This is a genomic window from Rhodococcus sp. KRD175 (assembly GCF_017168275.1).
In the GTDB taxonomy this organism is placed as follows: domain Bacteria; phylum Actinomycetota; class Actinomycetes; order Mycobacteriales; family Mycobacteriaceae; genus Rhodococcoides; species Rhodococcoides fascians.
Window position 1 is genome coordinate 564,614 of the sequence record NZ_JABFAQ010000002.1, and the last position, 23,974, is coordinate 588,587.

Sequence of the window (23,974 nt, forward strand, 5' to 3'; positions counted from 1 at the left end):
TGTCCGTGACCGGAAAGAGTGAGGAATTCATGACCGATCGTGTGCAGGCTGGTGGACTTCAGGTCGCCAAGGTCCTATTCGATTTCGTCGAGAAGGAGGCGCTGCCGGGTACCGACGTAGATTCGGAGGCCTTCTGGGCCGGTGCCGCGTCGGTGATCGCCGATCTCGCTCCCAAGAACAAAGCGTTGCTTGCCGTCCGTGACGAGATCCAGGGCAAGGTCGACGCGTGGCACGGCGAACATGCCGGTGCCGATTACGACCGCGCAGCGTACAAGACCTTCCTGACAGAGATCGGCTACCTGCTCGACGAGCCTGCCGACTTCCAGATCACCACCTCCGGCGTGGACACCGAGATCACCACCACGGCCGGGCCGCAGCTGGTGGTTCCTGTGCTCAATGCACGCTTTGCGATCAATGCCTCCAACGCACGATGGGGCTCGCTCTACGACGCCCTCTACGGAACGGACGCCATTCCCGAGACCGACGGAGCCGAGAAAGGCACGAGCTACAACAAGGTCCGCGGAGACAAGGTCATCGCGTTCGCGCGTGACTTCCTGGACGAGGCATTGCCGCTGAGCTCCGGCTCGCACGTCGGGACCACCGGATACGTCGTCGACGCCGCGTCGCTGACGGTGACGTTGGCCGACGGCAGCACCGTCGGCCTGAAGGATCCGTCCCAGCTGTTGGGCTACCAGGGCACACCCGATGCGCCGACGGCAATCTTGTTCGTGCACAACGGTTTGCACTTCGAGATCCAGATCGACCCCGAGAGCCCGATCGGCAAGACCGACGGAGCGGGCGTCAAGGACGTGCTCCTCGAGTCGGCTGTCACCACGATCATGGACTTCGAGGATTCGGTCGCCGCAGTCGATGCCGACGACAAGGTTCTGGGCTACCGCAACTGGCTCGGTCTGATGAAGGGCGATCTCACCGAGGAGGTCTCCAAGGGCGGTAAGACGTTCACTCGCGCGATGAACAGGGACCGCACCTACACCTCGGTCGACGGTTCCGAGCTGACGCTGCACGGTCGTTCGCTGCTGTTCGTCCGCAACGTCGGCCACCTGATGACCTCCGACGCGATCCTCGACGCCGAGGGCAACGAGGTTCCCGAGGGCATTCTCGATGCACTGTTCACCTCGCTCGCCGGTCTGCACTCGTTGACTCCGGACAACGTGCTCTCGAACTCGCGTACGGGCTCGCTCTACATCGTCAAGCCGAAGATGCACGGACCGGACGAGGTCGCCTTCACCGCCGAACTGTTCGGCCGCGTCGAGCAGGTCCTCGGCCTGCCCACCAACACGCTCAAGGTCGGCATCATGGACGAGGAGCGCCGCACGACGGTCAACCTCAAGGCCTGCATCCAGGCCGCGTCCGAGCGGGTCGTGTTCATCAACACCGGCTTCCTCGACCGCACCGGCGACGAGATTCACACCTCGATGGAGGCAGGGCCCGTCGTTCGCAAGGGAGCGATGAAGGGCGAGAAGTGGATTGCCGCCTACGAGGACTTCAATGTCGACACCGGGCTGGCGGCCGGCTTGCAGGGCAAGGCGCAGATCGGCAAGGGCATGTGGGCCATGCCCGATCTGATGCACGACATGCTCGAGCAGAAGATCGGCCACCCCAAGGCCGGCGCGAACACTGCGTGGGTTCCCTCCCCCACCGCAGCGACCCTGCACGCCTTGCACTATCACAAGGTCGACGTGTTCGCCCGTCAGCACGAGATCGCGAAAGCCAAGCGCGCCACCGTCGACGAGATCCTCGAGATCCCTCTCGCGCCGTCCACCGACTGGACCGACGAGGAGAAGCAGAACGAACTCGACAACAATTCGCAGTCCATCCTCGGTTATGTCGTGCGCTGGATCGACCACGGTGTCGGATGCTCCAAGGTGCCCGACATCAACGACATCGCTCTCATGGAAGACCGTGCGACGCTGCGCATTTCGAGCCAGTTCATCGCGAACTGGTTGCGGCACGGCATTGTCACCGAGGAGCAGGTGCGCGAATCGCTGAAGCGAATGGCACCGGTGGTCGACCGGCAGAACGCGTCCGATCCGACGTACAAGCCGTTGGCACCCGATTTCGACACCAACATCGCCTTCCAGGCTGCGAGTGATCTGATCTTCCAGGGCACGAGCCAGCCCAACGGGTACACCGAGCCGATCCTGCATCGTCGCCGACGGGAGTACAAGGCCGTCAACGCCTGACGGACTTGTCGACCACGTGGGTGAACACCGGAACTCAGGGCGCGGACGTTCCATAGCCGCCGGGCCCGTGATCGTCGTACTGACGATCGCGGTCCTGGTGGCAGCCGTGTTCGGATGGTTTGCGCTGCGTGATCGAATTTCGGATCAGGGGATCGAGGCAGCCGACACCTGCGTGGAGGGACCGGCCGTCCTCACCGTGGCGGCCGACCCCGACATCTCCGCCGCGATCGAACAGCTGGCAACACGATTCGACGCGACCGCCCCGGTAATTCGCGATCACTGTGTAACAGTAGAGGTTCGAGCCATCGCGTCCGATGCGGTGCGGGCGGCACTGAACTCCGGCGCCGACAACTGGGATGTCGGTGCGCTCGGCGCTCGTCCAGGTCTGTGGATACCCCAGTCCTCGGCAGACGTCGAGGCCGTCGTAGACCGTGGAGCCATCGACGGTACGCCGCGGCCCGTCGCATCGAGTCCGATCGTCCTCGCTGCACCGGGCGCGGTGGCCGACGCCGTCGTCGCTGCAGGCTCTAGCTGGGCAGATCTGATACGACTGCAACGCGACCCGCAGGCTCTCGGACTCCCCGAGTGGGGTGGGCTTCGACTCGCCGTGCCGTCCGGCTCCGACACCGGCGCGAGCACTCTTGCGGTCACGGCCATCGCGGCAGGCGTACGCGGTGACCCGACCACCACACTCACCGTCGAGGAGGCCTCCTCGACGCAACTGGTGTCGGCGATGTCGGAGTTGGCGGTGACCGATACCGGCGCTGCCGCAACCTTGGCCTCCACCACGTACGACGCCCTCGCGGCGCTCGAGAATGCTGCAGGCCCCGACGCCGCCGTCCACGCGGTCCCGGTCACCGAACAGCAACTCGCGTCGACCGATTCCTCGACGCTGACCGCCGTTCGCCCACAGGGTGCAACGCCTGTCGCCGATCATCCGGCGGTCGTGCTCTCCGGTGACGAGACCTCCACCCGAGCAGCCGCGGCATTCGTGGATTTCGTTCGTCAGCCCGACGGTACGCAGACACTCCTGGACGCGGGATTCAGCGTGGACGAGCCCCAGGACGCGGGCATCGTCGCCCCACCATCGGGGCCGGTTGCCGACGCTCTGCTCGCTGTGCTTCGCAATCCGGTTCTGCCCCGCCGTGCCACTGTTCTACTCGACGTGTCCGAGTCGATGCGCACCACCGAAGGCGGTGCGACGCGGCTGCAGAACACTGTTCGCGCACTGAGCGAGCAGTTCCGACGAGTCCCCGACGCCACCGAACTCGGTCTGTGGAGTTTCAGCGAAGACCTGAACAACTCGCTGCCCTTCCGGGTGGATGTCCCGACCGGACCGATGACAGTTCCCGTCGGGACCACTCCGAGGCGCTCCGCCCTCGATGCGACCGCTGAGGCGTTGACGCCGGCAACCGGCTCGTTCACGTACGCGTCCGTCCTCGTCGCGTATCTCGACGCCGTGGCCGGTTACGTCCCCGGCCGCGTCAATTCGGTCGTGCTGATCACGGACGGCCCGGACGACTCACCCTTGTCGGCGGACGAGCTACTCACCGAACTGACATCGGCGTCCGATCCGGCGCGGCCGGTCGCGGTGAACGTCGTGCGCATCGGCGACGGCAGCCCTGCCCCCGTGTTCACCGACATCGCAGCTCGCACCGGCGGCACCGTGGACACGGTCCCGACATCGGATTCCCCAGACCTCCTCGATCGACTCGGAAAGTTGCTGTACTAGAACATGTCTCGTGTACTTTTTGTCGGCGTCTTCCTACTCCTCGTCACGCTCTTCCTGCACTGGCGGTTTCTCTCCGTAACGAGGGCACCGGCACGTGTCGGACGCCCTGCAGATCTGTTGCTGATACTTCTGTGGTTGTGCGCGGTGGTCGGCTTCGGCAGCGGCGTCGAGTTCGATCCGTCCTGGGCCCGTGGCCCGGCTTTCCTCGGCCTGACCTGGTTGGCGGTGGTGTTGTATCTGTTCCTCGGCACGGTCCTCGTTGCTCTTATCTGCACCGTCGTGCGGGTGATGTTCGCGCTGTCGCATCGTGATTCGACTGCTGTTCGGCTGCGCATATCGCGGGTCGGCTCCGTCGTCGTGGCTCTCGTCAGCGTCGTCGCAGTGGGGTACGGCCTCGTCGAAGCCGCCTCGCCTCGTGTCACACGCACCCAGGTTGCGCTCGACCGGTTGCCGGCCGAATTCGACGGTCTGCGAGTGGCATTGGTGTCCGATATTCACGCCGGACCGTCTCGCGGTGCGGGCTTCGTGCGCACGGTCGTGGATTCGGTCAACGCGCAGCAGCCTGATGTCGTGCTGCTCGACGGCGATCTCATCGACGGGACAGTGGAGTTGGTCGGAGAAGACCTCGAGCCGCTGCGCGACCTCGAAGCCCCTCTCGGGGTCTTCGCTGTCAGCGGCAACCACGAGTTCTACGCGGGCGACGGCGGAGAGTGGCTCGACTTCTGGTCGACCCTCGACATCGACGTGTTGCGCAACGAGCGCACGACGATCACCCGTGATGGCGTTGCCATCGATATCGCCGGCATCAACGACGCCACTGCCCCGGAACCGTACGAACCGAATCTCGGCGCTGCGCTCGACGGCATCGACCCGGATCGCTTCGTGCTGTTGATGGCTCATCAGCCCAAGCAGGCTGTGGAGGCCTCCGAGCTGGGCGTGGACATGCAGGTGTCCGGACACACTCACGGCGGGCAGATCTGGCCGATCCGCTATCTGGTGCCGCTCCAGCAGCCCAGTGTCGAGGGGCTGGACACGATCGGTGACACCACGCTCTACACCACCCGCGGTGCAGGCGCGTGGGGTCCGCCGGTGCGCGTGGCAGCCCCGCCCGAGATCGCGATGCTCGAACTCACGCGGGGCTGACCATCTGCCCGTCCATCGGGCGAACAGCAGGTCAGGCGAACGCCTCGATCGGCGGGCAGGAACACACCAGGTTGCGGTCGCCGTGCGCGCCGTCGATCCGCCGGACCGCGGGCCACACCTTCGGTCGGTCGTAGCCTGCGGGGTACGCCGCGAGTTCCCGCGAGTACGGGTGGTTCCAGTCGGCGACGAGGCATTGCGCCGTGTGCGGAGCGCCGCGCAACGGGTTGTCCTCTACGGTCCACTCGCCGGAGCCGACGCGGTCGATTTCCCTGCGGATGGAGATCATCGCGTCGCAGAATGCGTCGATCTCCTCCAGATTCTCGCTCTCGGTCGGCTCGACCATCAGGGTCCCCGGCACCGGGAAGCTCATCGTCGGCGCGTGGAAGCCGTAGTCCGCCAGTCTCTTCGCCACGTCGTCGACGGTGACGCCGGTGTCCTTCGTCAGACCTCGCAGATCGAGGATGCACTCGTGCGCCACCATGCCGTTGTCGCCGGTGTAGAGCACGGGGAAGTACTCGTCGAGGCGGCGCGCGATGTAGTTGGCCGACGCGATGGCGGTCAAGGTCGCCCGGCGCAGCCCCTCCGCGCCCATCATCGCGATGTATGCCCACGTGATCGTCAGGATCGACGCGCTTCCGTACGGTGCGCCCGCAACGGTCGGACCGTCGCCCAGTTGCGGTGCCAGCGGGTGGCCGGGCAGGTACGGCTGCAGATGCGAACGGACGCCGATGGGTCCGACGCCGGGACCGCCACCGCCGTGCGGGATGCAGAAGGTCTTGTGCAGGTTCAGGTGACTGACGTCTCCGCCGAAACGACCCGGCCGAGCCAACCCGACCAGAGCGTTGAGGTTGGCACCGTCGACGTACACCTGTCCACCCGCGTCGTGCACCGCGGCGCAGATATCGGATATCTCGTGCTCGTACACACCGTGGGTGGAGGGGTAGGTGATCATGATGGCGGCGAGGGTGTCGGCGTGCTCGGCGATCTTGGCCCGCAGGTCGTCGACGTCGACGTCTCCGTTCGGTCGGCACGCAACCACGACGACGCGCATCCCGACCATCACCGCGGAGGCGGCGTTGGTGCCGTGTGCGCTCGACGGGATCAAGCAGACCGTGCGACCGGTGTCGCCGTTGGCCTGGTGGTATCGGCGGATCGCAAGTAGTCCCGCGTACTCGCCCTGGCTTCCTGCATTGGGCTGCAGGCTGACCGCGTCGTAGCCGGTGATGTCGACGAGCCATTGTTCGAGGTCGGCGATCACCCGGAGTAGTCCGGGGACGTCGGTCGACGGCGCGAACGGGTGTTGGCGCGCGAACTGAGGCCAGGTGATCGACTCCATTTCAGCGGTCGCGTTCAACTTCATCGTGCACGATCCCAGCGGGATCATGCTGCGGTCGAGGGCGATGTCCTTGTCCGACAGCGCGCGAAGGTAGCGCAGCATGGCTGTCTCGGTGCGGTAGCGCGTGAAGGCGGGATGCGTCAGGTACTCGGACGTGCGGGCACAATCGGCCGGGACGGACTCGGCTCCCGGGCCGGCGGGCTCGGCACCGAATGCAGCGAGCACATCGACGATGTGAGCCTCCGTGGTTGCCTCGTCACAGGCGATCGCGACGTGATCGTCGTCGACCGGTCGGAGGTTGATACCGCGTTGTTTGGCGGCATCGACGACGGTGTGGGCCGCGCCGGGGACCGCGGCGAGCACGGTATCGAAGAACTCGGCATGCACCACGTCGATGCCCGCAGCCTGCAACCCTGCTGCGACGGTTCGAGCACGGGTGTTGACGCGACGTGCGATCGCGCGCAGCCCATCCGCGCCGTGGTAGCTGGCGTACATCGCGGCCACGATGGCCAACAGCACCTGGGCGGTGCAGATGTTGGAGGTCGCCTTCTCACGGCGAATGTGCTGCTCGCGCGTCTGCAGGGCCAAGCGGTAGGCCCGATGTCCGTCTGCATCGACGGACACTCCCACCAACCGCCCTGGCAGCTGGCGCGAGTGACCGGAGCGCACTGCGAGATAACCGGCATGCGGACCGCCGTACCCCATCGGAACCCCGAAGCGCTGGGTGGTTCCGAAGCAGACGTCGGCACCGATTTCGCCGGGCGCGGTCACCAGGGTGGCGGCCAGCAGATCGACCCCGACTGCAACCAGCGCACCGCGCTCGTGTGCTGCCTCGATCGTGGCGGTGTGGTCCACCAGACGGCCTGATGCTCCCGGCAGCTGCGCCAGCACTCCGAAGAAGTCGCCTTCGGGCAGGCCGTCGGCGAGGTCGGCGTACACCAGCTCGATCCCGAGCGGTTCGGCGCGCGTAGCGAGCACGGCTTTGGTCTGCGGGAAAATATCCGAATCGACGACGAGGCGGGGTGACTTCGAGCCTCGGTTGGCGCGACGCATGAGCGTCATGGATTCGGCTGCGGCAGTGGACTCGTCGAGCATGGAGGCATTCGCGACATCCATACCGGTCAGGTCCGACACCATCGTCTGGAAATTGAGCAGTGCCTCGAGTCGGCCTTGACTGATCTCGGGCTGATAAGGGGTGTAGGCGGTGTACCAGGCCGGATTCTCCAGGATGCCGCGCGTGAGCACCGGAGGCGTCAGGGTGTCGTAGTAGCCCAGGCCGATCATCGAGGTGGCCACCGTGTTGCGGCCGGCGAGATCGGCCAGCGCGGCCAGCGCATCGTGCTCGCTCAGAGCAGGCGGCAATGTCGCCAGGCCATCGGGAACCCCGTCGACGACGGTATCGAGAATGGACTCGGGAACAGCCTTGCGGGCCAGCTCGTCGAGGCTGTCGACACCGATTGCGTCGAGAATGCGGGCCAGTTCGGTGGTGTCGGGGCCGATGTGTCTGTCGACGAAAGCCGATGCGGTCGAAGTCATTCGGTCGGTCACGGTCTACTCCCAGGGGTCCCAAGACAAGGCGTCGGACGGCCGGGGCATACGCGCCGACCGCTCCTCCCCCTCTGTCGTGTGCTCGCTGACGCGTGCGCCTGAGAGATTCGGTAGAACACGGCGCGCTGACGTGCGCGCACCGGCACCTTTCCCCTTGGGCGGGTGGGTGCTCCCACCACTTTCCAGAGTTGTCGAAGCCCACACGGTCCGTGTGCCTGAGAGATTGACGGGGAGGTATTGCTCCTTCGGCGTCCGAGACTGGATGCCTCGGAACTCTCCCGCGCAGGCGCGACGGTGAGAAGTCTAGCCGGTCTTACGACTCGCGCGATTCTTGCGGCGGGACGCCAGTTCGTCTTCGGGGCTCGGCTGGCTCTCTCCGCCGTCTGCTCGCTCGGCCGGGAAGTCGGCGATGGTGCCGGTGAGCTCGCGCATCGCGCCGTTGACGGCGATACCGAAGACGCCCTGCCCGCCCTGCAGCAGGTCGACTACTTCCTCGGCCGACGTGCACTCGTAGACGGTGGTGCCGTCGGAGAACAGGGTGATGTTGGCGAGGTCGCCCACGCCACGCTGGCGCAGGTGATCCACCGCGACGCGGATGTTCTGCAACGAGATTCCGGTGTCGAGTAGGCGCTTGACGATCTTGAGGACCAGCATGTCCTTGAACGAGTACAGCCGCTGGCTGCCCGAACCTGCTGCGCCTCGGATGGACGGTACGACCAGGCCCGTACGAGCCCAGTAGTCGAGTTGCCGATAGGTGATGCCGGCAATCTGGCACGCGCTGGGTACGCGGTATCCGACGAGTTCGTCGGGCACCGAATCGTCGGGGAACAGGCCGGGTTGAATGTCCTGCGACTGTGCGACAGGGCGATTCGACGCCTCGTCGGGGGTCTCGACCCGAGCATCGGCTGCGGACGCGTCCTCTGTCCGGCTTGCGGCGTCGGATTCTCGACTGCCGTGATGCTGCTGCGGCTGATCTCCCACTGACTGCTCCCTCTCGGATGTCTCACTGCGTTCGGATCCAGTCAGTACTGGGATCCGTCCGAAGCGCGCCTGAACGCCTCGGTGTACTCGCGTGAAGTCATACCGTGTACCAGGGCCAGACTACGCCTCGGCGGCAACCGAAGAGGCGTGAACTGCGTCGGTCCGGACTGCGCCGGCGATGAACTTCACTGGCACGAACGTTATGGGGGCGATCGACCAGATTCAACGCAACGCGCCGTAAACCTGAACCTAAAGTTGAGGTTGAGACTATTCCGTTACCCGTCGGTGGCCTTGAAGTCGTCCGGCGACACCGATTCGAGGAATTCCTTGAACTTCTCCACCTCGTCCTCCCGCTCGTCCGGCATCAGCAGGCCGGCCTCGGCGAGCACAGGCTCCTCCGCATAGATCGGGACTCCGGCACGGAGCGCGATGGCAACCGAATCCGACGGCCTCGCCGACACGCGGATGTCCTTGTCGAATACGAGATCGGCGTAGAAGGTGCCTTCCTGGAGGTCCACGATGCGCACCTCCTTGAGCTCGTGCCCCAACGCAGAGATCAGGTTCTTCACCAGATCGTGCGTCAGCGGCCGAGCCGGCTGCACACCTTGCTGCTCCAAAGCTATTGCGGCAGCTTCGGTTTGGCCGATCCAAATCGGGAGGTACCTATCTCCGTCGGATTCACGCAGCAGCAACACGGGCTGGTTCTGCGGCTGTTCGACACGAATACCGACCACACGCATTTCACTCATCGTGTCCACCTCACACCTCGAGAAATCTTCGCTGGTCGTCGCTGGTCCAGCTCACCAGAACCGAGTCTATTGGAATCCGAACCGGCGCGAGCGAACCTCACCGGTCGAGCGCACCACGCACCGCTGCTTTGACCAGACACGTATGCAAGGTCAACGACAGAGCTGCCAATTCCCGGATCATCTCTTCGGCACGATCACGTGCACCGGCATCGCGCCCCTTGGCGACCGGCCCGGCGATCTGAGCGACGAGACCCGCTTCGCGGTCCGCCGCGAGCTTGAACGCACGGAGGTGACGAACCTCGAGCCCGAACTGCAACATCGCGTGCGCGGTACGAGCGAGCGTGACGGCACCGTCGTCGTAGAACCCGGCCTGCCCGGGAGTGATCAGACCGCTGCGCAGCAACTCGGTCAGGAAGGCGTCGTCGATGCCGGCCTGAGCCAGTAGATCTGCCTTGCTGATGCGGACCTCGCGATCGGGCAGGAACTCCTCCGGCGAGACTTCACCGGCCGCGATCGTCAACGACCGTGGGCGCTTGACCGAGGCGTCTGCTCTCTCGACGGTTGCAACGCCGTGGTCGATCGCTTCGAGTTGTTCCTTGATCACCTTCAGCGGCAGGTACTGATCACGCTGAGCGGTGAGCACGAACCGCAGCCGTTCGCAGTCCGCGATCGAGAAACGCCGATAGCCCGACGGAGTGCGCTCCGGAGAGATCAGACCCTCGGCTTCGAGGAATCTGATCTTCGAGATAGTCACGTCGGGAAAGTCGGGCCGGAGTCGATCGAGGACGGAGCCAATCGACATCCCCCCGCTGGACTGCTGCCCGACGGCGGTCACTGGCTTCCTGCACCCGCAGACGACTCGCCGACTGCAGATCCATTGCCGCCACGCGGCCCGGTGAGGAAGACCAGACGGAACTTGCCGATCTGCACCTCGTCACCGTTGGCGAGCACGGCGGAGTCGACCGGCTCACGGTTGACGTAGGTGCCGTTGAGGCTGCCCACGTCGACGACCTGGAAGTCGTCCTCGTCCTGGCGGAACTCTGCATGTCGACGGCTCACGGTGACGTCGTCGAGGAAGATGTCGCTGTCGGGGTGACGACCGGCCGACGTGGTCGGCTGGTCGAGCAGGAATCGGGATCCGGCGTTGGGACCACGCTTGACGACGAGCAGGGCAGCTCCGACAGGCAAGCCCTCGACACCCGATACCGGAGCTTCGGTGCTCTGGGCGGTAGCGGAGTTGTCCAGCTCCTGGAGGAAATCGGCGCGGAAGACCGAGGTGGTCTCGGCCGGCGACTCCCCGTAGTTGCTGTCGTTGTCGTTCTGGCTCACCGTTACTCCTTCTCAGTCCGTTGACCCGGGCAACGATCACCTCGGGTAACGCAGTACATGGTCTTCACTTCTGGTTCTGCTGGCGTTCGGTGGTGCGTTTCGGTTCCTCGGTGCGTGGCGGACCACTCACCATGCGCGACCTTCGCCCCGACAGGCTGTTCGCTCGGTGTCGACCGTACCCTGCGCGCCGAGGACCTGTGGTCGGTTGGCCGGTGTGTACGGCCCTTCGTCACTCAGCTGTGATGAGAGCATATCCGGCGGCATCGAGCATCGGTGCCAGCGCCGCGTCCAATGCCTCCGAGGATGCGACCTCGAGCTCGATCAGCCACCCGCCGGTGTACGGTCCGGAGTTCACCTTCTCGGGTTCGGAATCCAGATCTTCGTTCACGGCAACGACTTTGGCCGTGAGAGGACTGAACACGTCGGACACGCTCTTGGTCGATTCCACTTCACCGAGAGACTCGCCCGCGGTGACGCTGTCACCGATCGCCGGAAGCTGAACGAACACGACGTCGCCCAACTGAGTCTGGGCGTAGTCGGTGATACCGATTCGAACCGTCGCAGGCCCCGTCCGCTGCACCCACTCGTGCTCGGGGGTGTAAAGCAGATCAGCTGGTGTGTCGATGTCGCTCAACGCGGCATTCCCTTCCATCGTGCCCGGGGCGAGCGGGCGATCAGTTTCCGGGCTGAGCGTATTGACGTGGGCGCGGATCCCGCAAGGCGGAGACCGTGACCTGGTCCGATCGCTCGACTCGCGAGCTCGCCCCGTTGCGGGCGACCGTGTCGATCACCCCTCCCGGAATGTTCAGTGCAGCTTCCAGAGTCGCCGGATCTCCGATGGCAGTGAAGGTGTAGGGAGCGCGTAGTTCTCGGCCGTCCACCACGACTCGGCCGGCCGGTCCGGCCATCCACGAATCCACACCGATGCGGACGGCGACCCCACCACCGTTGATCTGCAACGCCTCGGCACCGGCGGCCCGCAGCTCCTGCAACGCGTCGAGCAGAACCTCTGCTCCGACGCCGGCGTCGGTGTCGTCGATCGTCAACGTGGCGCCGGGTCCTCGGGCCGCCACGGTGCCGATCTGAATGGACAACGCGGACAATCTTTCCTGGGCTTCCGCCACCGCGGCGTCCGACCCTGAACCGGACTGCCGGAGGGTGGCGAGCGTGCCCTGAAGCGCGCTGATCTCGTCGCGGATCGACGCCTCGCGTCGCGTCAGTGAGTCCAACACCACCAACAGGTCCTCGGGCCGCGAATTCTCCAGATTGCCCGACGTGCTCGTTTCGCGCACCTGTGTCGCGATTCCGATTCCGAGGGCACACATCAACACGAGAGCGAGAATGCCGAACCACGTGCGCTGTCCACGTCGGGTGCGCCGACCGTGCCGTCCGGGGCCTGCGTTCATCGGTCAGGCACCGAAAAGCCGTCGGCGCAACGCAGCGGCGTTGCCGAAGATACGTATTCCGAGCACGACGACGATGGCGGTGGACAGTTGCGTTCCGACTCCGAGCTGATCGCCGAGCCACACGATGAGCGCCGCGACGAGGACGTTGAAGACGAACGACACGACGAACACCTTGGCGTCGAAAATGCCGTCGAGAAAGGCGCGCACGCCGCCGAACACTGCATCGATAGCGGCCACGACGGCGATCGGCAGGTATGGGGCGACGACTGCAGGAACCCGAGGCCCGGCGACGAGACCGATCACGACTCCGACGACGAGCGCGACCAATGCTGCGAGCGCGAATCCGGCGCGGCCGGTCGCGGCGGGCTCGGTGCCGCCGGGCACCTCGGGACCGGGGCTGCCGGAGTCGGATGGCTCGACGTCCGGGACGTCACTCGCCGTCATCGTGGGGCCACCTCCTTCGCCTCGAACGACTCCCTGGCGACGGCCGGCCCGAACTCGAGATCGGTGGCAGGCCGTACCGAGAAACCGACACCGTAGAGCTGAGCGACCGTGCTCATGCGCAGGTATGCATCGCTGACGGCGAACTGCACCTGAATGCGCTGCGGTGGACCGATCGCATCGATGTCGTAGGGCGAGGTGATCGGGCGATTGTCGAGCAGCATCGCGCCGCCTGCCTGTCTGATCGTCACGTTCGGCCCGACTCGATTGCCGTCGACGGATACCGCTTCGGCGCCGCTGGCCCACAAAGAGTTGACGACGGCAGCGATGTCGCGGTCGAGAACGGTTGCGCCGGACCCGGTACGGACCGATCTGTTGGATGCACCGCCTGCGGCAGGTTCTGTCACGACGACCGACAAGCCGGGACCGGTCACCGAGTCGATACCGGCAGCCGACTCGACCGCATCGAGACGGTCCAGAAGCTCGCTCCCGGCAGCATCGGACTGGAGCGCGCGATCACGCTCGGTCGATACTTGCGCTGCGAGTTCATCCCTCGTGACGTCCAGTTCGGCCTCACGCTCCTGGGCAGCACGCACTGCAGCAGAGGCGTCGGCGCTGGCCCGGTCGATATCCGCCGCATCCGAGGCCAGCTGTGACATCGCGACCCCGAAGACCACTCCGACAGCGACGGCACCGGTGATCAGCCAGAGGACAGGCGGCACCCTCGGGTTACGCACGTGGTGCGCCGACCGTTCGACGGCGGCGGCTGCGTAACCCGGATCGAGGTGATCCGTCAACAGCGATGTGAGCAGTGACGGAGTCGGGTTCCTCTTCGGTCGTGCTGGTGGCTGCACCGTCACCTGCCCGGTGCGGAGGTGGGCGCGATCGCTCGCGCGACGGCCACTGCCTTGCCGAGGTACAACGCACCGGTCCACGTGTACAGCACCGTCCCCCAGATCAGGAGCGCGTAACCGAGCGGCCCAGCGGCGTCGGCCACGGAACCGGTGCCCACGGAGACCAACAGCACCGGCAGCGCGATCATGACCACGAACGTGGCTGCCTTCCCGAGATAGATCACGTCCGGAGGCGGGAGGGAGCGACGTCGGTAGACGAACATGGTCAGGCCGAGAACCGCGTCTCGCCCGATCAGGATGGCAGCGACCCACCACGGGATGATGCCGCGCACCACGAATGCGACCAGCGTGCTGACGACGTACAAGCGATCGACGAGCGGGTCGAGAATCGCCCCCAGCCGCGACGACTGCCCGAGCAAACGCGCGAGTTTTCCGTCGAGCCAGTCGGTGCCGCCGCTGACGAGCAGAATGACCAGCGCCCAGCCGTCTGCCTGGGGGCCGAGAAGAAGAAACAAGAACAGCGGAACGCCGGCGAGTCGCACGGCACTGAGCAGGTTGGGAACAGTTGCGATCCGATCCGTTACCTCGAGTTCGCTCTTGTCCGTCACCGCTCACCTCCTGTCGCCTCGGGCGTCGTGGCAGCCGGCGCGAGCGCACCGGCGGTTCGAGGCCACGTTAGCGCCACGCGAACACCGGCTGCTCGAAGTCCGCGACCCGGGTGTGTCGACCGCGAAGGACCACTTCACGAAACTGGTGCACTATCGCACCCGTGGGAGCATGGATGGCACCGGTTCGGAACGGCCACCGAATCACGGGTCGGGGCGACTCGGGGATCGTGACGAATTCCGCATCGACATCGAGTTCGGCCTCGGTCACCTCGAACACTTCGGCCACCTCGTCGGCACTGGGCTGCAGCGACGACGAGTACTCGCCCACCCACACCACGAACGGTGTGATGACGTAACCCGAACGGGTGACGTAATCGTCGAGGCGCCCGAGTACCTCACCCGGGTCGGTACGAATGCCCAACTCTTCCTGGAGTTCACGCAGGCAGGCCTGTGCCGGGGTTTCGCCCGGATCGACTCCGCCACCAGGTAGCGCGTACTGACCCGGGTGAGCGCGCAATCGGCTCGGCCGTCTGGTCAACAGCAGGCGACGGTCTCCGCGCTCCCCGCCGACCGCCAGAGCAACAGCTGCGTGGCGCAGACCGTCGGCATCGGCTGTCCGAAACTCGAAGTGGCCGAGTGCACGCTCCATCGAGTCGCGGCCGAGGCAGTCGCTCGATTCGTCGCTACCCGCCATGAGTACCCACCGATTCGGTTGCCGTCATGGGGAATCCGCGAGACGCGCTGCCGGAGGAAGGAGTTCGTCGGCGGACGCGGGCCAGGCCAGTGCGTGCTCGGCCAACCCGGCGAGTTGCTCCACTTGTGTTCGACACCAGGGCGATACATCGATTCGGTCTGCGAGCACGTCGGCCGAGAATTCGGCCCAGGACACCCACCGCGTTTCGTCGACCTCGTCAGGATCCGGGTCGAGTGTCGCGTCGTCGCCGACCGTCACTCGGTAGACGGGGCAGATCTCGTTCTCGACTATCCCGTTGTCCATCACAGCGCGGTACCTAAAATGCGGCAGCACCAGTTCCGCGGACCGTGCCTGCAGACCCAGCTCTTCGCCGATGCGCCGGAGCACTGCCGACTCCAGGTCCTCGCCGGGTGCTGGATGTCCACAACAACTGTTCGTCAACACGCCGGGCCATGTCGTCTTGCTCGACGCCCGTCGCGTGAGCAACACGGCACCGTCCTCACGCACCACGTAGCTGGAGAACGCCAGGTGCAGCGGGGTCTGTTCGGTGTGCACCGTGGTCTTGTCCTGGGTGCCGACGGCGCGGCCTTCGTCGTCGAGCAGCACCACGTGCTGCGCAGGGGATCGATCCATCGTTCCATGCTCCCACGGCCGGACGGCCGGTCTAGTGTCGAACCATGGGACAGGACGACAAGGACAACACAAACGGCGGCACCTCGACCGAACACGACACGGCGGATTCCCCCAAGGGCGGCCGCCCCGGACCGGTGGACGGCGGAGGCGGCGGTGGGATGGCGACACGGGAGAACGCCCCGGAGATCGCCGACGATCAGGAGTGATATTTCCCGGTGCCGTCGCTGTTTGAATCACAGAGATTGCGTCAATACCCCCGATGTTCCCGCGCTGCGCGAGAGCACGAACCTCCATCAACGGAAGGACCTCGATGAGCATCAACGACGACGACATCACCACCTCAGGCGGATCTGCAGGCGAAGGACCCGCTGACGGCGGATCCAATCCCGGCGGACACGACGGCGGAGCAGACGGCCCGGCCGGAGCAGGCGAAGGACCCGCTGACGGCGGATCGAATCCTGACGGACACGACGGCGGAGCCGACGGCCCAGCGGGTGGAGAAGGCCCGGCCGACGGCGGATCCAACCCCGGCGGACACGACGGCGGTGCGGACGGTTCCGCTTGATCATCGAGTCGAACGACGAGCGCGGACCGGGCAACCGGTCCGCGCTTCGTCGTCTCACCGGAATCGACGCCGCCACTTTCGCGGAGCGTCACTGGGGCACAGCACCCAAGTTCACCCGATCTGCCGAACTGTCCGGATCGTTCGAGGATCTGATGACGGTCGACGCGGTCGACGAGTTGATCGCCGAGCGCGGCGTACGCACCCCGTTCGTGCGGATGGCCAAGGACGGCCGCCTGCTGGAGAAGAACAAGTTCACGGGGTCCGGAGGGTTCGGCGCCGAGATCACCGACCAGGTCGATTCCGCGGCGGTTCTGTCGGCCTTCGCGGCCGGCAACACTCTGGTGCTGCAGGGCCTGCATCGCCTGTGGCCGCCCTTGATTGCTTTCACCGGCGAGCTCGTTCGCGAGCTCGGCCACCCGGTACAGGTCAATTCCTACGTCACTCCGGCTGCGTCCCAGGGCTTTTCGCCGCATTACGATGTTCACGACGTGTTCGTCGTGCAGATCGCCGGTAGCAAGCGGTGGACAATTCACTCGCCGGTGCATCGCCATCCACTGAACAATCAGCCGTGGTCGGACCGACGAGCAGCAGTGGAACGTCACGCCGACGACTCCCCGGAGTTGGACATCGTGCTCGAGCCCGGTGACGTTCTGTATCTCCCGCGCGGCTGGATCCATTCGGCGCAGGCCCTGGGCGAGACGACGGTGCATCTGACGATAGGCGTCGCGTCGTTCAACGATTACGACATCGCCCATCACACCCTCGGTGCTCTTCAGGACGTCGAGGGACTGCGCGCACCGTTGCCGGCCGGATGGGACCCGACCGACTCCGAGTCCGTTCTCCCCCACGTACGCCGCGTGCTCGGCGACATGCGCCGAGCTCTCGACGAGTTGGATCGAGATCCCGAGGCGCTGCATCGGATCACCGAGCGTGTTGCGAGTCGGTACGACGAGCTGGTTCGACCCGAACCGGTGCGCCCCGTTCGCAGTGTTGCCCAGATGGGCGCGCTGCGAGGTCAGGACTCGATTCGGCTCAGGGCCGGGGTGATCGCGCGAGTGGTGCGAACCCCCGAGTCCGCGGCTGTCGTGCTGCGCGACAAAACCGTGTCGATGCCGCCTCAGTGCGCCGATGCCCTCGAATTGTTGCTCGAAGGATCGCCGTGCCGGTTGGATTCTCTGCCCGGCCTCGACACCGACGATGCTGTCGTGGTCGGTCGCAGGCTCGTGCGCGAAGGCATCGCAGTCACCGCCATCGAGTGATGGTGACCCCGACCATCAGGTGATGGTCACGCCGCCGTCCACTGCGATGGTCTGGCCCGTCACGTATCCGCCCGCGTCGGAGGCGAGCCAGACCGCGGTGGCGGCCAGTTCTTCGGGGTCGCCCTTGCGTCCGAGGATCATTCGGGGAGCCAATACCTCGAGGTATCCCGGCTGGTAGGAATCGGTCATCTCGCTCTCGAAGAAACCAGGCGCAATAGCGTTGACGCGGATGCCTTTTCGAGCGCCCCACTGTTGCGCGAGGTCACGAGTGAGACCGACGATGGCCGCCTTGCTGGCACTGTAGGCAGCCTGAGGCAGACCGGCGGTGGTGAGCCCCAGAATGCTGGATATGTTCACGATCGAGCTTCCGGGCTGCATCACCCGTCCACACGCCTGAGCGGCCCAGTAGGAGCCGTTCAGGTTGATGTCGATGACAGAGCGGAACTGCTCGGGAGTCTCGCGGGTGGCGGGGTACGCCGTGCCGACGCCGGCGTTGTTGATCAGCACGTCCACCTTGCCGAACTCGGCGACGGCGGCCTCGACCATGGCCGTGCACTGGTCGGGATCGACCACATCGGTTGCCACGCTCAGCGAACGCCCACCGACGCTGTCGATCAGTGCGGCAGTCTGTGCCAACTTGTCGACGCGACGGGCGGCCAGCACCACGTCGGCTCCGGCCTCGGCCGCCGCTTTCGCGAAAGACACTCCCAAACCGGACGATGCGCCCGTGACGATGACGACGCGGCCGTCGAGGCGGAATTTGTCCAAGATCGACATGTTCTGAAATCTCCTTGTATCGGGTGTCTCGTGCTCAGAACCAGGCGGGTGACATATCGAGGGTCGTTCGATCGAGAAGCGCCAGCAGATCGAGCTGTGCATCGACCTTCGGTAGCTCGTAGACGAAGAAGTACCGTGCAGCAGAGCGCTTTCCGTCGTAGAAGTCTCCGATTCGGTCTCCCACGGCAAGCAGCTGCTCGAGCCACATCCACGCGATGACCGTGTGGCCCATTGCCTCGAGGTAGGCCGTGGAATTCGCCAACGCCACGGCGGCGTCACCGGTACCCCAGACTGCGGCGGTGACCTCGACGATCCTCGAGAACCTGTTGTTCAGCTCGGTGCCGTACTGCTCGGCCGCTCCCCCGTGAGTCGATGCTCGCGTCACGGTCTCGGCGATTCGCTCGGAGAGCAGCGCCAACCCGGCACCGTTCTGCATGACGACCTTGCGGCCGAGTAGGTCCAAGCCCTGAATGCCGTGTGTACCTTCGTGAATGGGGTTGAGCCGGTTGTCGCGGTAGTGCTGTTCCACGTCGTAGTCGCGGGTGTAGCCGTAACCCCCGTGCACCTGAATGGCAAGACTGTTGGCCTCGAGACACCACTGCGAGGGCCAACTCTTGGCGATCGGTGTCAGTACGTCGAGCAACAGTGTCGATCGAGCTGCGTCGGCGGCGTCCGATGCCGAATCCTGGTGGTCCACCAAACGCGAGCAGTAGAGCCCGAGGGCCAATGCCCCCTCGACATACGACTTCTGCGCCAACAACATTCGGCGCACGTCGGCGTGCTCGATCAATGCGACCGGAGGCGCGGCCGGATCCTTGGCTCCCAGTGGCCGTCCCTGGGTGCGCGTCTTCGCGTACTCGACGGACTTCAGGTAGCCGACGTAGCCGAGTGCGATCGCCAGGAATCCGACGCCGATCCGGGCCTCGTTCATCATGTGGAACATGTACGACAGACCACGGTTCTCCTCCGCGACGAGATAGCCGACTGCCCCGGCTTTCCCACCGGGAGAATGGGTTCCGTCGCCGAACGCGAGCAGGGTGTTGGTGGTACCGCGGTTGCCCATCTTGTGATTGAGCCCGGTCAGCACGATGTCGTTACGTTCGGCGATGCCGCCCTCACCGTTCGGCAGGAACTTGGGAACGATGAACAGCGAGATCCCTTTGACGCCGGGAGGTCCACCCGGCGTCTTCGCCAGAACCAGGTGCACGATGTTCTCGGTCAGTTCGTGATCTCCACCGGAGATCCACATCTTGGTTCCGGTGAGCCGGTAGCTGCCGTCGTCCTGCGGCACAGCCTTCGTGGTGATGTCCGCCAGCGACGACCCGGCCTGCGGTTCGGACAAGCACATGGTGCCGAACCAACGCCCGTCGATCATGGGCCGCACGTAGTCGCGCACCTGCTCCGGAGTGCCGTAGGTGGCGATCAGATTGGCGTTGGCCATCGTCAGGAACGGATACGAGGACGTTCCAGCATTTGCAGCCTGGAAGAACGCCATCGCAGCACGAGAGACGGTGGCGGGCAACTGCATACCGCCGATCGATTCGTCGAACTGCCCGGCGATCAACCCCGCGTCGCGGTACACGTCGAGAGCGGCCTTCACCTCGGGGATCAGCTCCACCGCACCATCCCTGTTCATGGTGGGCTCGTGTGCATCGGCCTTCTTGTTGTGCGGGGCGAAATGCTTGTGGGCGATGTCTGCGCTCAGGTCCAGTACCGCATCGAACGTTTCGCGCGAGTGTTCCGCAAAACGTGGCCGCTCCGTCAACGCAACCACATCGAGCCATTCGTACAACAGAAAATCCAGGTCGCGGCGTGAGAGAACGTCCGACATTTCGCTGCTCCGATCGAGAGGGGTGACGCGTGAGCCGACGGCGTGAGCTCTACGAGGGAGCGGCAACCGCGTCGCACGTGACGTGCAACTCACCATACAAGTCGAGTTCGGTCGTCCACATCGAGTACCTACGCCGCCCGGATACACGACGGTTGCCCGGCATAGCAGTACGCGAGAAAGGTTGAAACACAGACATTTCCGGCCAATTGGACTATGAGCAGCGTTACGATTACCTACTCGGCCACGGGCATATACTTACCTTTGATAACGATATTCGACGTACGAGCACGATGATCCGGCGTCGTCCGGTGCATCGTGGAGGGGAGCGAAGCATGACCCGAACAATTGCCATGAAAAGCACAGTGGCCGTCGACAGCGAACACGATCGAGACATCCGCCAACGAGACCGTTTCCAGCATCTTCACGACAGCGATCCGGAGTTCCGGGCTGCCGAGCCGGATCGGTCGGTTGCCGACGCGGCTCGTGAACTGGCACCCAACCTCGCTCGCGTGGTTGCCGAGATCATGACCAGGTACGCCGACCGCCCCGCCCTGGGACGCCGCGCGCGCACGATCGAGGACACCGACGGCAGCACTACCGCTCGCTTGCTCCCCCGATTCGACACGGTGACCTACGGGCAGGCCTGGGCCGACGCGGGAGCCTTGGCGTCCGCCCTCGGTCACGACGACGGCGGCATCGCTGCGGGCGACTTCGTGGCCACGCTCGGTTTCGCCGGCATCGACTACGTGATCACCGAACTGGCCACAATCCGTGTTGGCGCAGTCGCAGTTCCACTTCAGGCCGGAGCCACCGCGGGTCAACTGAGGGCCATCGTCGACGAGGTCGAGCCGGTGGTCCTGGCCTCCGACGTGGACAACCTCGCCGTCGCGATGGAGGTCGCCGGTCACTGCCGGTCGATCCGCACAGTGGTCGTACTCGACTACGACGACCGAATCGATGCCGACACCCGCGCGCTGACGTCCGCGCGCGAGGGTGTCCACGGGTCCGGCATTGCTGTTCGACCGCTCACCGAACTGGTGGACGAGGGTTCCCGACTCCCCCAGGTGCCGTTGTTCGACGTCGAGGATCCCGAGCGCCTCGCCGCACTGATCTACACCTCCGGCAGCACCGGTACTCCGAAAGGGGCGATGCATACCGAGCAGATCGTGTCCGGTGCGTGGACCGGGGCCTGGCATCGGACGGGTGCCTCGTCCGAGGGTGTCGACGAGCCGGCTTTTCCCGTCATCACTCTCGACTACCTACCGATGAGCCACCTTGCGGGCCGCGGGCTCGTTTTCTCGACTCTGGCGGCGGGCGGCACGGTTCATTTCGCCGGCTCCAGCGACCTGTCCACGTTGTTCGAGGACTTCGCTCTGGCGCGCCCCACGCTGGCGTTGTTGATTCCGCGGGTGTGCGAGATGATTCGCCACACCGTGCTCGCCGAAATCGATCGTGCGGTCGACGGTACCGATGCGGGCGAACACGAGCAGATTTCGCGAGGCGTGCTCGAGCGCGTGCGGTCCGAGCAGTTCGGTGGACGAATCCTGGCTGCAATGGTGGGCACCGCACCCATCGCCGCCGAGGTCAAGGATTTCGTGACCGACTTGCTCGACGTTCGGGTTCGCGACAATTACGGCTCGACCGAAGCCGGAATGGTACTTCTCGACGGGATTGTCGCGCGGCCACCGGTTCTCGAATACAAGTTGGACGACGTGCCCGAACTCGGCTATTTCTCCACCGACACTCCCCATCCACGTGGTGAGCTCCTACTCAAGACGACGTCGATCATCCCCGGCTACTACAAGCGGCCCGATGTGACCGCAGACGTCTTCGATTCGGACGGGTTCTACCGCACCGGCGATGTCGTGGCCGAGCTGGAACCGGACCGGCTCGCATACGTGGATCGTCGCAAGAACGTGCTGAAGTTGGCCCAGGGCGAATTCGTCGCGTTGGCGCGCCTGGAAGCGGTGTTCGGTACGAGCGAGCTGGTGGACCAGATCTTCCTGTACGGCAACAGCCAGCGGTCGTATCTGTTGGCGATCGTCGTTCCTGCCCACGCGAACTCGACTGCGGGCGCGATCATGGAGTCGCTACAGCGGATCGCTCGCACGGAGTCGCTGAATTCGTACGAGATACCTCGCGAGGTCGTGCTCGAACGCGAGCCCTTCACTCAGGACAACGGTTTGCTGTCGGGTGCCGGAAAGCAATTGCGTCCCAAACTCGTCGAGCGGTACGGCGACGAACTCGAGCGTCGCTACGCAGAACTCGAATCGGGGCAGACCGATCGACTGCGTGAGCTCCGGCGTTCCGGTGCCCAGGCACCCGTGCTCGTCACGGTCGGGGACGCCGCCCAGGCTCTACTCGGCTGTTCGGGCGCAGACATCCGGCCCGATGCCCACTTCACCGATCTCGGTGGTGACTCGTTGTCGGCGTTGACGTTTTCCACATTGCTGCGCGACATCTACGGCGTCGACGTCCCGGTCGGGGTGATCACCGGACCCGCCATGGACTTGGCGGCTCTTGCCGACTACATCACGTCCGCGATCGACAACGATTCCGACACAGCGACATTCGCGTCGGTTCACGGACGCGACGCTTCCGTCGCGCACGCATCGGATCTGCCACTGTCGGCATTTCTGGACGCCTCACTGCTCGATGCCGCTCATCGAATTCCAGGCCCTCGGCCGGTAACGAACACCGTGCTGCTGACGGGAGCGAACGGCTACCTGGGCAGGTTTCTGTGCCTCGAATGGCTCGAGAAGATGGCAGCCGCCGGCGGAAGAGTCATCTGCCTGGTGCGCGGACGCTCCGATGCCGATGCCCGCGCTCGGCTCGACGCCGCCTTCGACAGCGGGGACGCGACGTTGTCCGATCGATACCGCGCGTTGGCCGACGCCGCACTCGACGTGATTGCAGGCGATCTGGGCACTCCCCGGTTCGGGTTGACCGACGTTGTCTGGGAAGAACTTTCCCGCCGCGTGGACCGCGTCGTGCACCCGGCAGCACTGGTCAATCACGCGCTGCCGTACGAGCACCTCTTCGGACCGAACGTCGTCGGAACGGCCGAGGTGATCCGGTTGGCCTTGACCGACCACATCAAGCCGGTGACCTACCTGTCGACGGTCGCGGTTGCCGTCGGTGTCGACGACTTCCACGAGAACGGTGACATTCGGGTGGACAGTCCGCAACGAGCAGTCGACGAGTCGTACGCCAACGGTTACGGAAACTCCAAGTGGGCGGGCGAAGTGTTGTTGCGCAACGCTTTCGACGAGTACTCGCTGCCCGTTTCGGTCTTCCGGTCCGACATGATCCTCGCCCACAGCAGATGGTCCGGTCAGCTGAACGTGCCCGACGTATTCACGCGCCTGATCCTGTCGGTGGTCGCAACCGGGCTGGCACCGAGAAGCTTCTATGCCACCGACACCGGAGCGCCCACCGACGAGCAGGGCAGGCCACTGGCTCACTACGACGGATTGCCTGCGGACTTCAGTGCAGCGGCCATCACCTCGATCGCGGGCGACGACGTGGCAGGCTACCGAACCTTCGACATCTTGAACCCCCACGACGACGACATATCGTTGGATACGTTCGTCGATTGGTTACGTGACGCGGGCTGCACCATCGAGATCGTCGACGATTACGACGACTGGTTCGAAAGGTTCAGCGCGGCAGTTCAGGAACTACCGGAGAAACAACGGTCACACTCGTTGTTGCCGCTGATCCACTCCTACGCGCATCCCCAGCACCCGTCGTCGGGAGCAATCCTGCCGGCAGACGAATTCGCGTCGGCTGTCGGCGATATCCCACACCTGGGGCGAGAACTGATCGAGAAGTATCTGGCCGATCTGGTAGCACTCGGCCTGGTGGCCAAGAGCTGACCGCTA

Annotated in this window: 21 protein-coding genes and 1 riboswitch; of the genes, 7 read left to right on the forward strand and 14 right to left on the reverse strand. The window is 65.1% G+C overall.

Going from position 1 to position 23,974, the window contains the following annotated elements; all coding sequences use genetic code 11:
• Nucleotides 1-29 precede the first annotated feature (29 nt).
• The 3 genes from J1M81_RS03115 (at nucleotide 30) to J1M81_RS03125 (ending at nucleotide 5,079) form a co-directional block, all read left to right on the forward strand.
• Nucleotides 30-2,204 carry a malate synthase G gene (locus J1M81_RS03115; RefSeq protein ID WP_032372755.1) on the forward strand — a complete coding sequence of 725 codons (2,175 nt, stop codon included), beginning with the start codon at nucleotides 30-32 and terminating at the stop codon, nucleotides 2,202-2,204.
• A gap of 67 nt (nucleotides 2,205-2,271) precedes the next feature.
• On the forward strand, nucleotides 2,272-3,936 hold the full coding sequence (locus J1M81_RS03120; RefSeq protein ID WP_230595109.1) for a VWA domain-containing protein: 1,665 nt from the start codon (nucleotides 2,272-2,274) through the stop codon (nucleotides 3,934-3,936).
• A gap of 3 nt (nucleotides 3,937-3,939) precedes the next feature.
• Nucleotides 3,940-5,079: a metallophosphoesterase gene (locus J1M81_RS03125; RefSeq protein WP_032372392.1), complete on the forward strand. Its 1,140-nt coding sequence runs from the start codon at nucleotides 3,940-3,942 to the stop codon at nucleotides 5,077-5,079.
• A 31-nt stretch (nucleotides 5,080-5,110) separates the two neighbouring features.
• On the opposite strand, the gene gcvP is transcribed toward J1M81_RS03125, so the two are convergent.
• The 12 genes from gcvP to idi form a co-directional block, all read right to left on the reverse strand.
• Complete coding sequence (gcvP, locus tag J1M81_RS03130; RefSeq protein WP_032400830.1) at nucleotides 5,111-7,951, reverse strand: aminomethyl-transferring glycine dehydrogenase; 2,841 nt, start codon at nucleotides 7,949-7,951, stop codon at nucleotides 5,111-5,113.
• A gap of 205 nt (nucleotides 7,952-8,156) precedes the next feature.
• A riboswitch (glycine riboswitch) is annotated at nucleotides 8,157-8,254 on the reverse strand.
• A 12-nt stretch (nucleotides 8,255-8,266) separates the two neighbouring features.
• The gene (locus J1M81_RS03135; RefSeq protein WP_157226114.1) at nucleotides 8,267-8,806 is read right to left on the reverse strand and encodes a MerR family transcriptional regulator; all 540 of its coding nucleotides are present in this window, start codon (nucleotides 8,804-8,806) and stop codon (nucleotides 8,267-8,269) included.
• Nucleotides 8,807-9,219: 413 nt separating this feature from the next.
• Entirely contained in the window at nucleotides 9,220-9,693 is a 474-nt protein-coding gene (locus J1M81_RS03140; RefSeq protein ID WP_027497166.1) for a bifunctional nuclease family protein, read from the reverse strand.
• 97 nt (nucleotides 9,694-9,790) lie between these two features.
• Nucleotides 9,791-10,528: a MerR family transcriptional regulator gene (locus J1M81_RS03145; RefSeq protein ID WP_027497167.1), complete on the reverse strand. Its 738-nt coding sequence runs from the start codon at nucleotides 10,526-10,528 to the stop codon at nucleotides 9,791-9,793.
• On the reverse strand, nucleotides 10,525-11,022 hold the full coding sequence (garA, locus tag J1M81_RS03150) for a glycogen accumulation regulator GarA (protein WP_027497168.1): 498 nt from the start codon (nucleotides 11,020-11,022) through the stop codon (nucleotides 10,525-10,527). Before garA ends, J1M81_RS03145 begins: the two co-directional genes overlap by 4 nt.
• Nucleotides 11,023-11,251: 229 nt before the next feature.
• Nucleotides 11,252-11,656: a glycine cleavage system protein GcvH gene (gcvH, locus tag J1M81_RS03155; protein ID WP_027497169.1), complete on the reverse strand. Its 405-nt coding sequence runs from the start codon at nucleotides 11,654-11,656 to the stop codon at nucleotides 11,252-11,254.
• A 40-nt stretch (nucleotides 11,657-11,696) separates the two neighbouring features.
• The gene (locus tag J1M81_RS03160) at nucleotides 11,697-12,428 is read right to left on the reverse strand and encodes a DUF881 domain-containing protein (RefSeq protein ID WP_206497566.1); all 732 of its coding nucleotides are present in this window, start codon (nucleotides 12,426-12,428) and stop codon (nucleotides 11,697-11,699) included.
• A gap of 3 nt (nucleotides 12,429-12,431) precedes the next feature.
• Complete coding sequence (locus tag J1M81_RS03165; protein ID WP_205912519.1) at nucleotides 12,432-12,755, reverse strand: small basic family protein; 324 nt, start codon at nucleotides 12,753-12,755, stop codon at nucleotides 12,432-12,434.
• A 113-nt stretch (nucleotides 12,756-12,868) separates the two neighbouring features.
• Nucleotides 12,869-13,723, reverse strand: a complete 855-nt coding sequence (locus J1M81_RS03170) for a DUF881 domain-containing protein (protein WP_206497567.1) — start codon at nucleotides 13,721-13,723, stop codon at nucleotides 12,869-12,871.
• Between the two features lie 2 nt (nucleotides 13,724-13,725).
• On the reverse strand, nucleotides 13,726-14,331 hold the full coding sequence (locus tag J1M81_RS03175; RefSeq protein ID WP_032366166.1) for a CDP-alcohol phosphatidyltransferase family protein: 606 nt from the start codon (nucleotides 14,329-14,331) through the stop codon (nucleotides 13,726-13,728).
• A gap of 67 nt (nucleotides 14,332-14,398) precedes the next feature.
• Complete coding sequence (locus tag J1M81_RS03180) at nucleotides 14,399-15,025, reverse strand: CoA pyrophosphatase (RefSeq protein WP_032372390.1); 627 nt, start codon at nucleotides 15,023-15,025, stop codon at nucleotides 14,399-14,401.
• A 24-nt stretch (nucleotides 15,026-15,049) separates the two neighbouring features.
• The gene (idi, locus tag J1M81_RS03185) at nucleotides 15,050-15,658 is read right to left on the reverse strand and encodes an isopentenyl-diphosphate Delta-isomerase (RefSeq protein WP_032372389.1); all 609 of its coding nucleotides are present in this window, start codon (nucleotides 15,656-15,658) and stop codon (nucleotides 15,050-15,052) included.
• A 44-nt stretch (nucleotides 15,659-15,702) separates the two neighbouring features.
• On the opposite strand from idi, the gene J1M81_RS03190 reads away from it, so the two are divergent.
• The 3 genes from J1M81_RS03190 to J1M81_RS03200 all read left to right on the forward strand — a co-directional run bounded on the left by J1M81_RS03190 (nucleotide 15,703) and on the right by J1M81_RS03200 (nucleotide 17,482).
• Entirely contained in the window at nucleotides 15,703-15,864 is a 162-nt protein-coding gene (locus tag J1M81_RS03190; protein WP_206497568.1) for a hypothetical protein, read from the forward strand.
• A gap of 104 nt (nucleotides 15,865-15,968) precedes the next feature.
• Nucleotides 15,969-16,223: a hypothetical protein gene (locus tag J1M81_RS03195; protein ID WP_027497175.1), complete on the forward strand. Its 255-nt coding sequence runs from the start codon at nucleotides 15,969-15,971 to the stop codon at nucleotides 16,221-16,223.
• Complete coding sequence (locus tag J1M81_RS03200; RefSeq protein WP_052053295.1) at nucleotides 16,220-17,482, forward strand: cupin domain-containing protein; 1,263 nt, start codon at nucleotides 16,220-16,222, stop codon at nucleotides 17,480-17,482. Before J1M81_RS03195 ends, J1M81_RS03200 begins: the two co-directional genes overlap by 4 nt.
• Nucleotides 17,483-17,497: 15 nt before the next feature.
• Here the strand turns inward: J1M81_RS03200 and J1M81_RS03205 are convergent, their stop codons facing one another.
• Together J1M81_RS03205 and J1M81_RS03210 are read right to left on the reverse strand one after the other, a co-directional pair.
• Nucleotides 17,498-18,259 carry an SDR family NAD(P)-dependent oxidoreductase gene (locus J1M81_RS03205; protein ID WP_206497569.1) on the reverse strand — a complete coding sequence of 254 codons (762 nt, stop codon included), beginning with the start codon at nucleotides 18,257-18,259 and terminating at the stop codon, nucleotides 17,498-17,500.
• Between the two features lie 34 nt (nucleotides 18,260-18,293).
• Nucleotides 18,294-20,090, reverse strand: coding sequence for an acyl-CoA dehydrogenase (locus tag J1M81_RS03210; RefSeq protein ID WP_206497570.1), 1,797 nt, complete (start codon nucleotides 20,088-20,090; stop codon nucleotides 18,294-18,296).
• 332 nt (nucleotides 20,091-20,422) lie between these two features.
• Here J1M81_RS03210 and car point away from each other — a divergent pair, with 332 nt between their 5' ends.
• Complete coding sequence (gene car, locus J1M81_RS03215) at nucleotides 20,423-23,968, forward strand: carboxylic acid reductase (protein ID WP_206497571.1); 3,546 nt, start codon at nucleotides 20,423-20,425, stop codon at nucleotides 23,966-23,968.
• The last annotated feature ends 6 nt before the right edge of the window (nucleotides 23,969-23,974 follow it).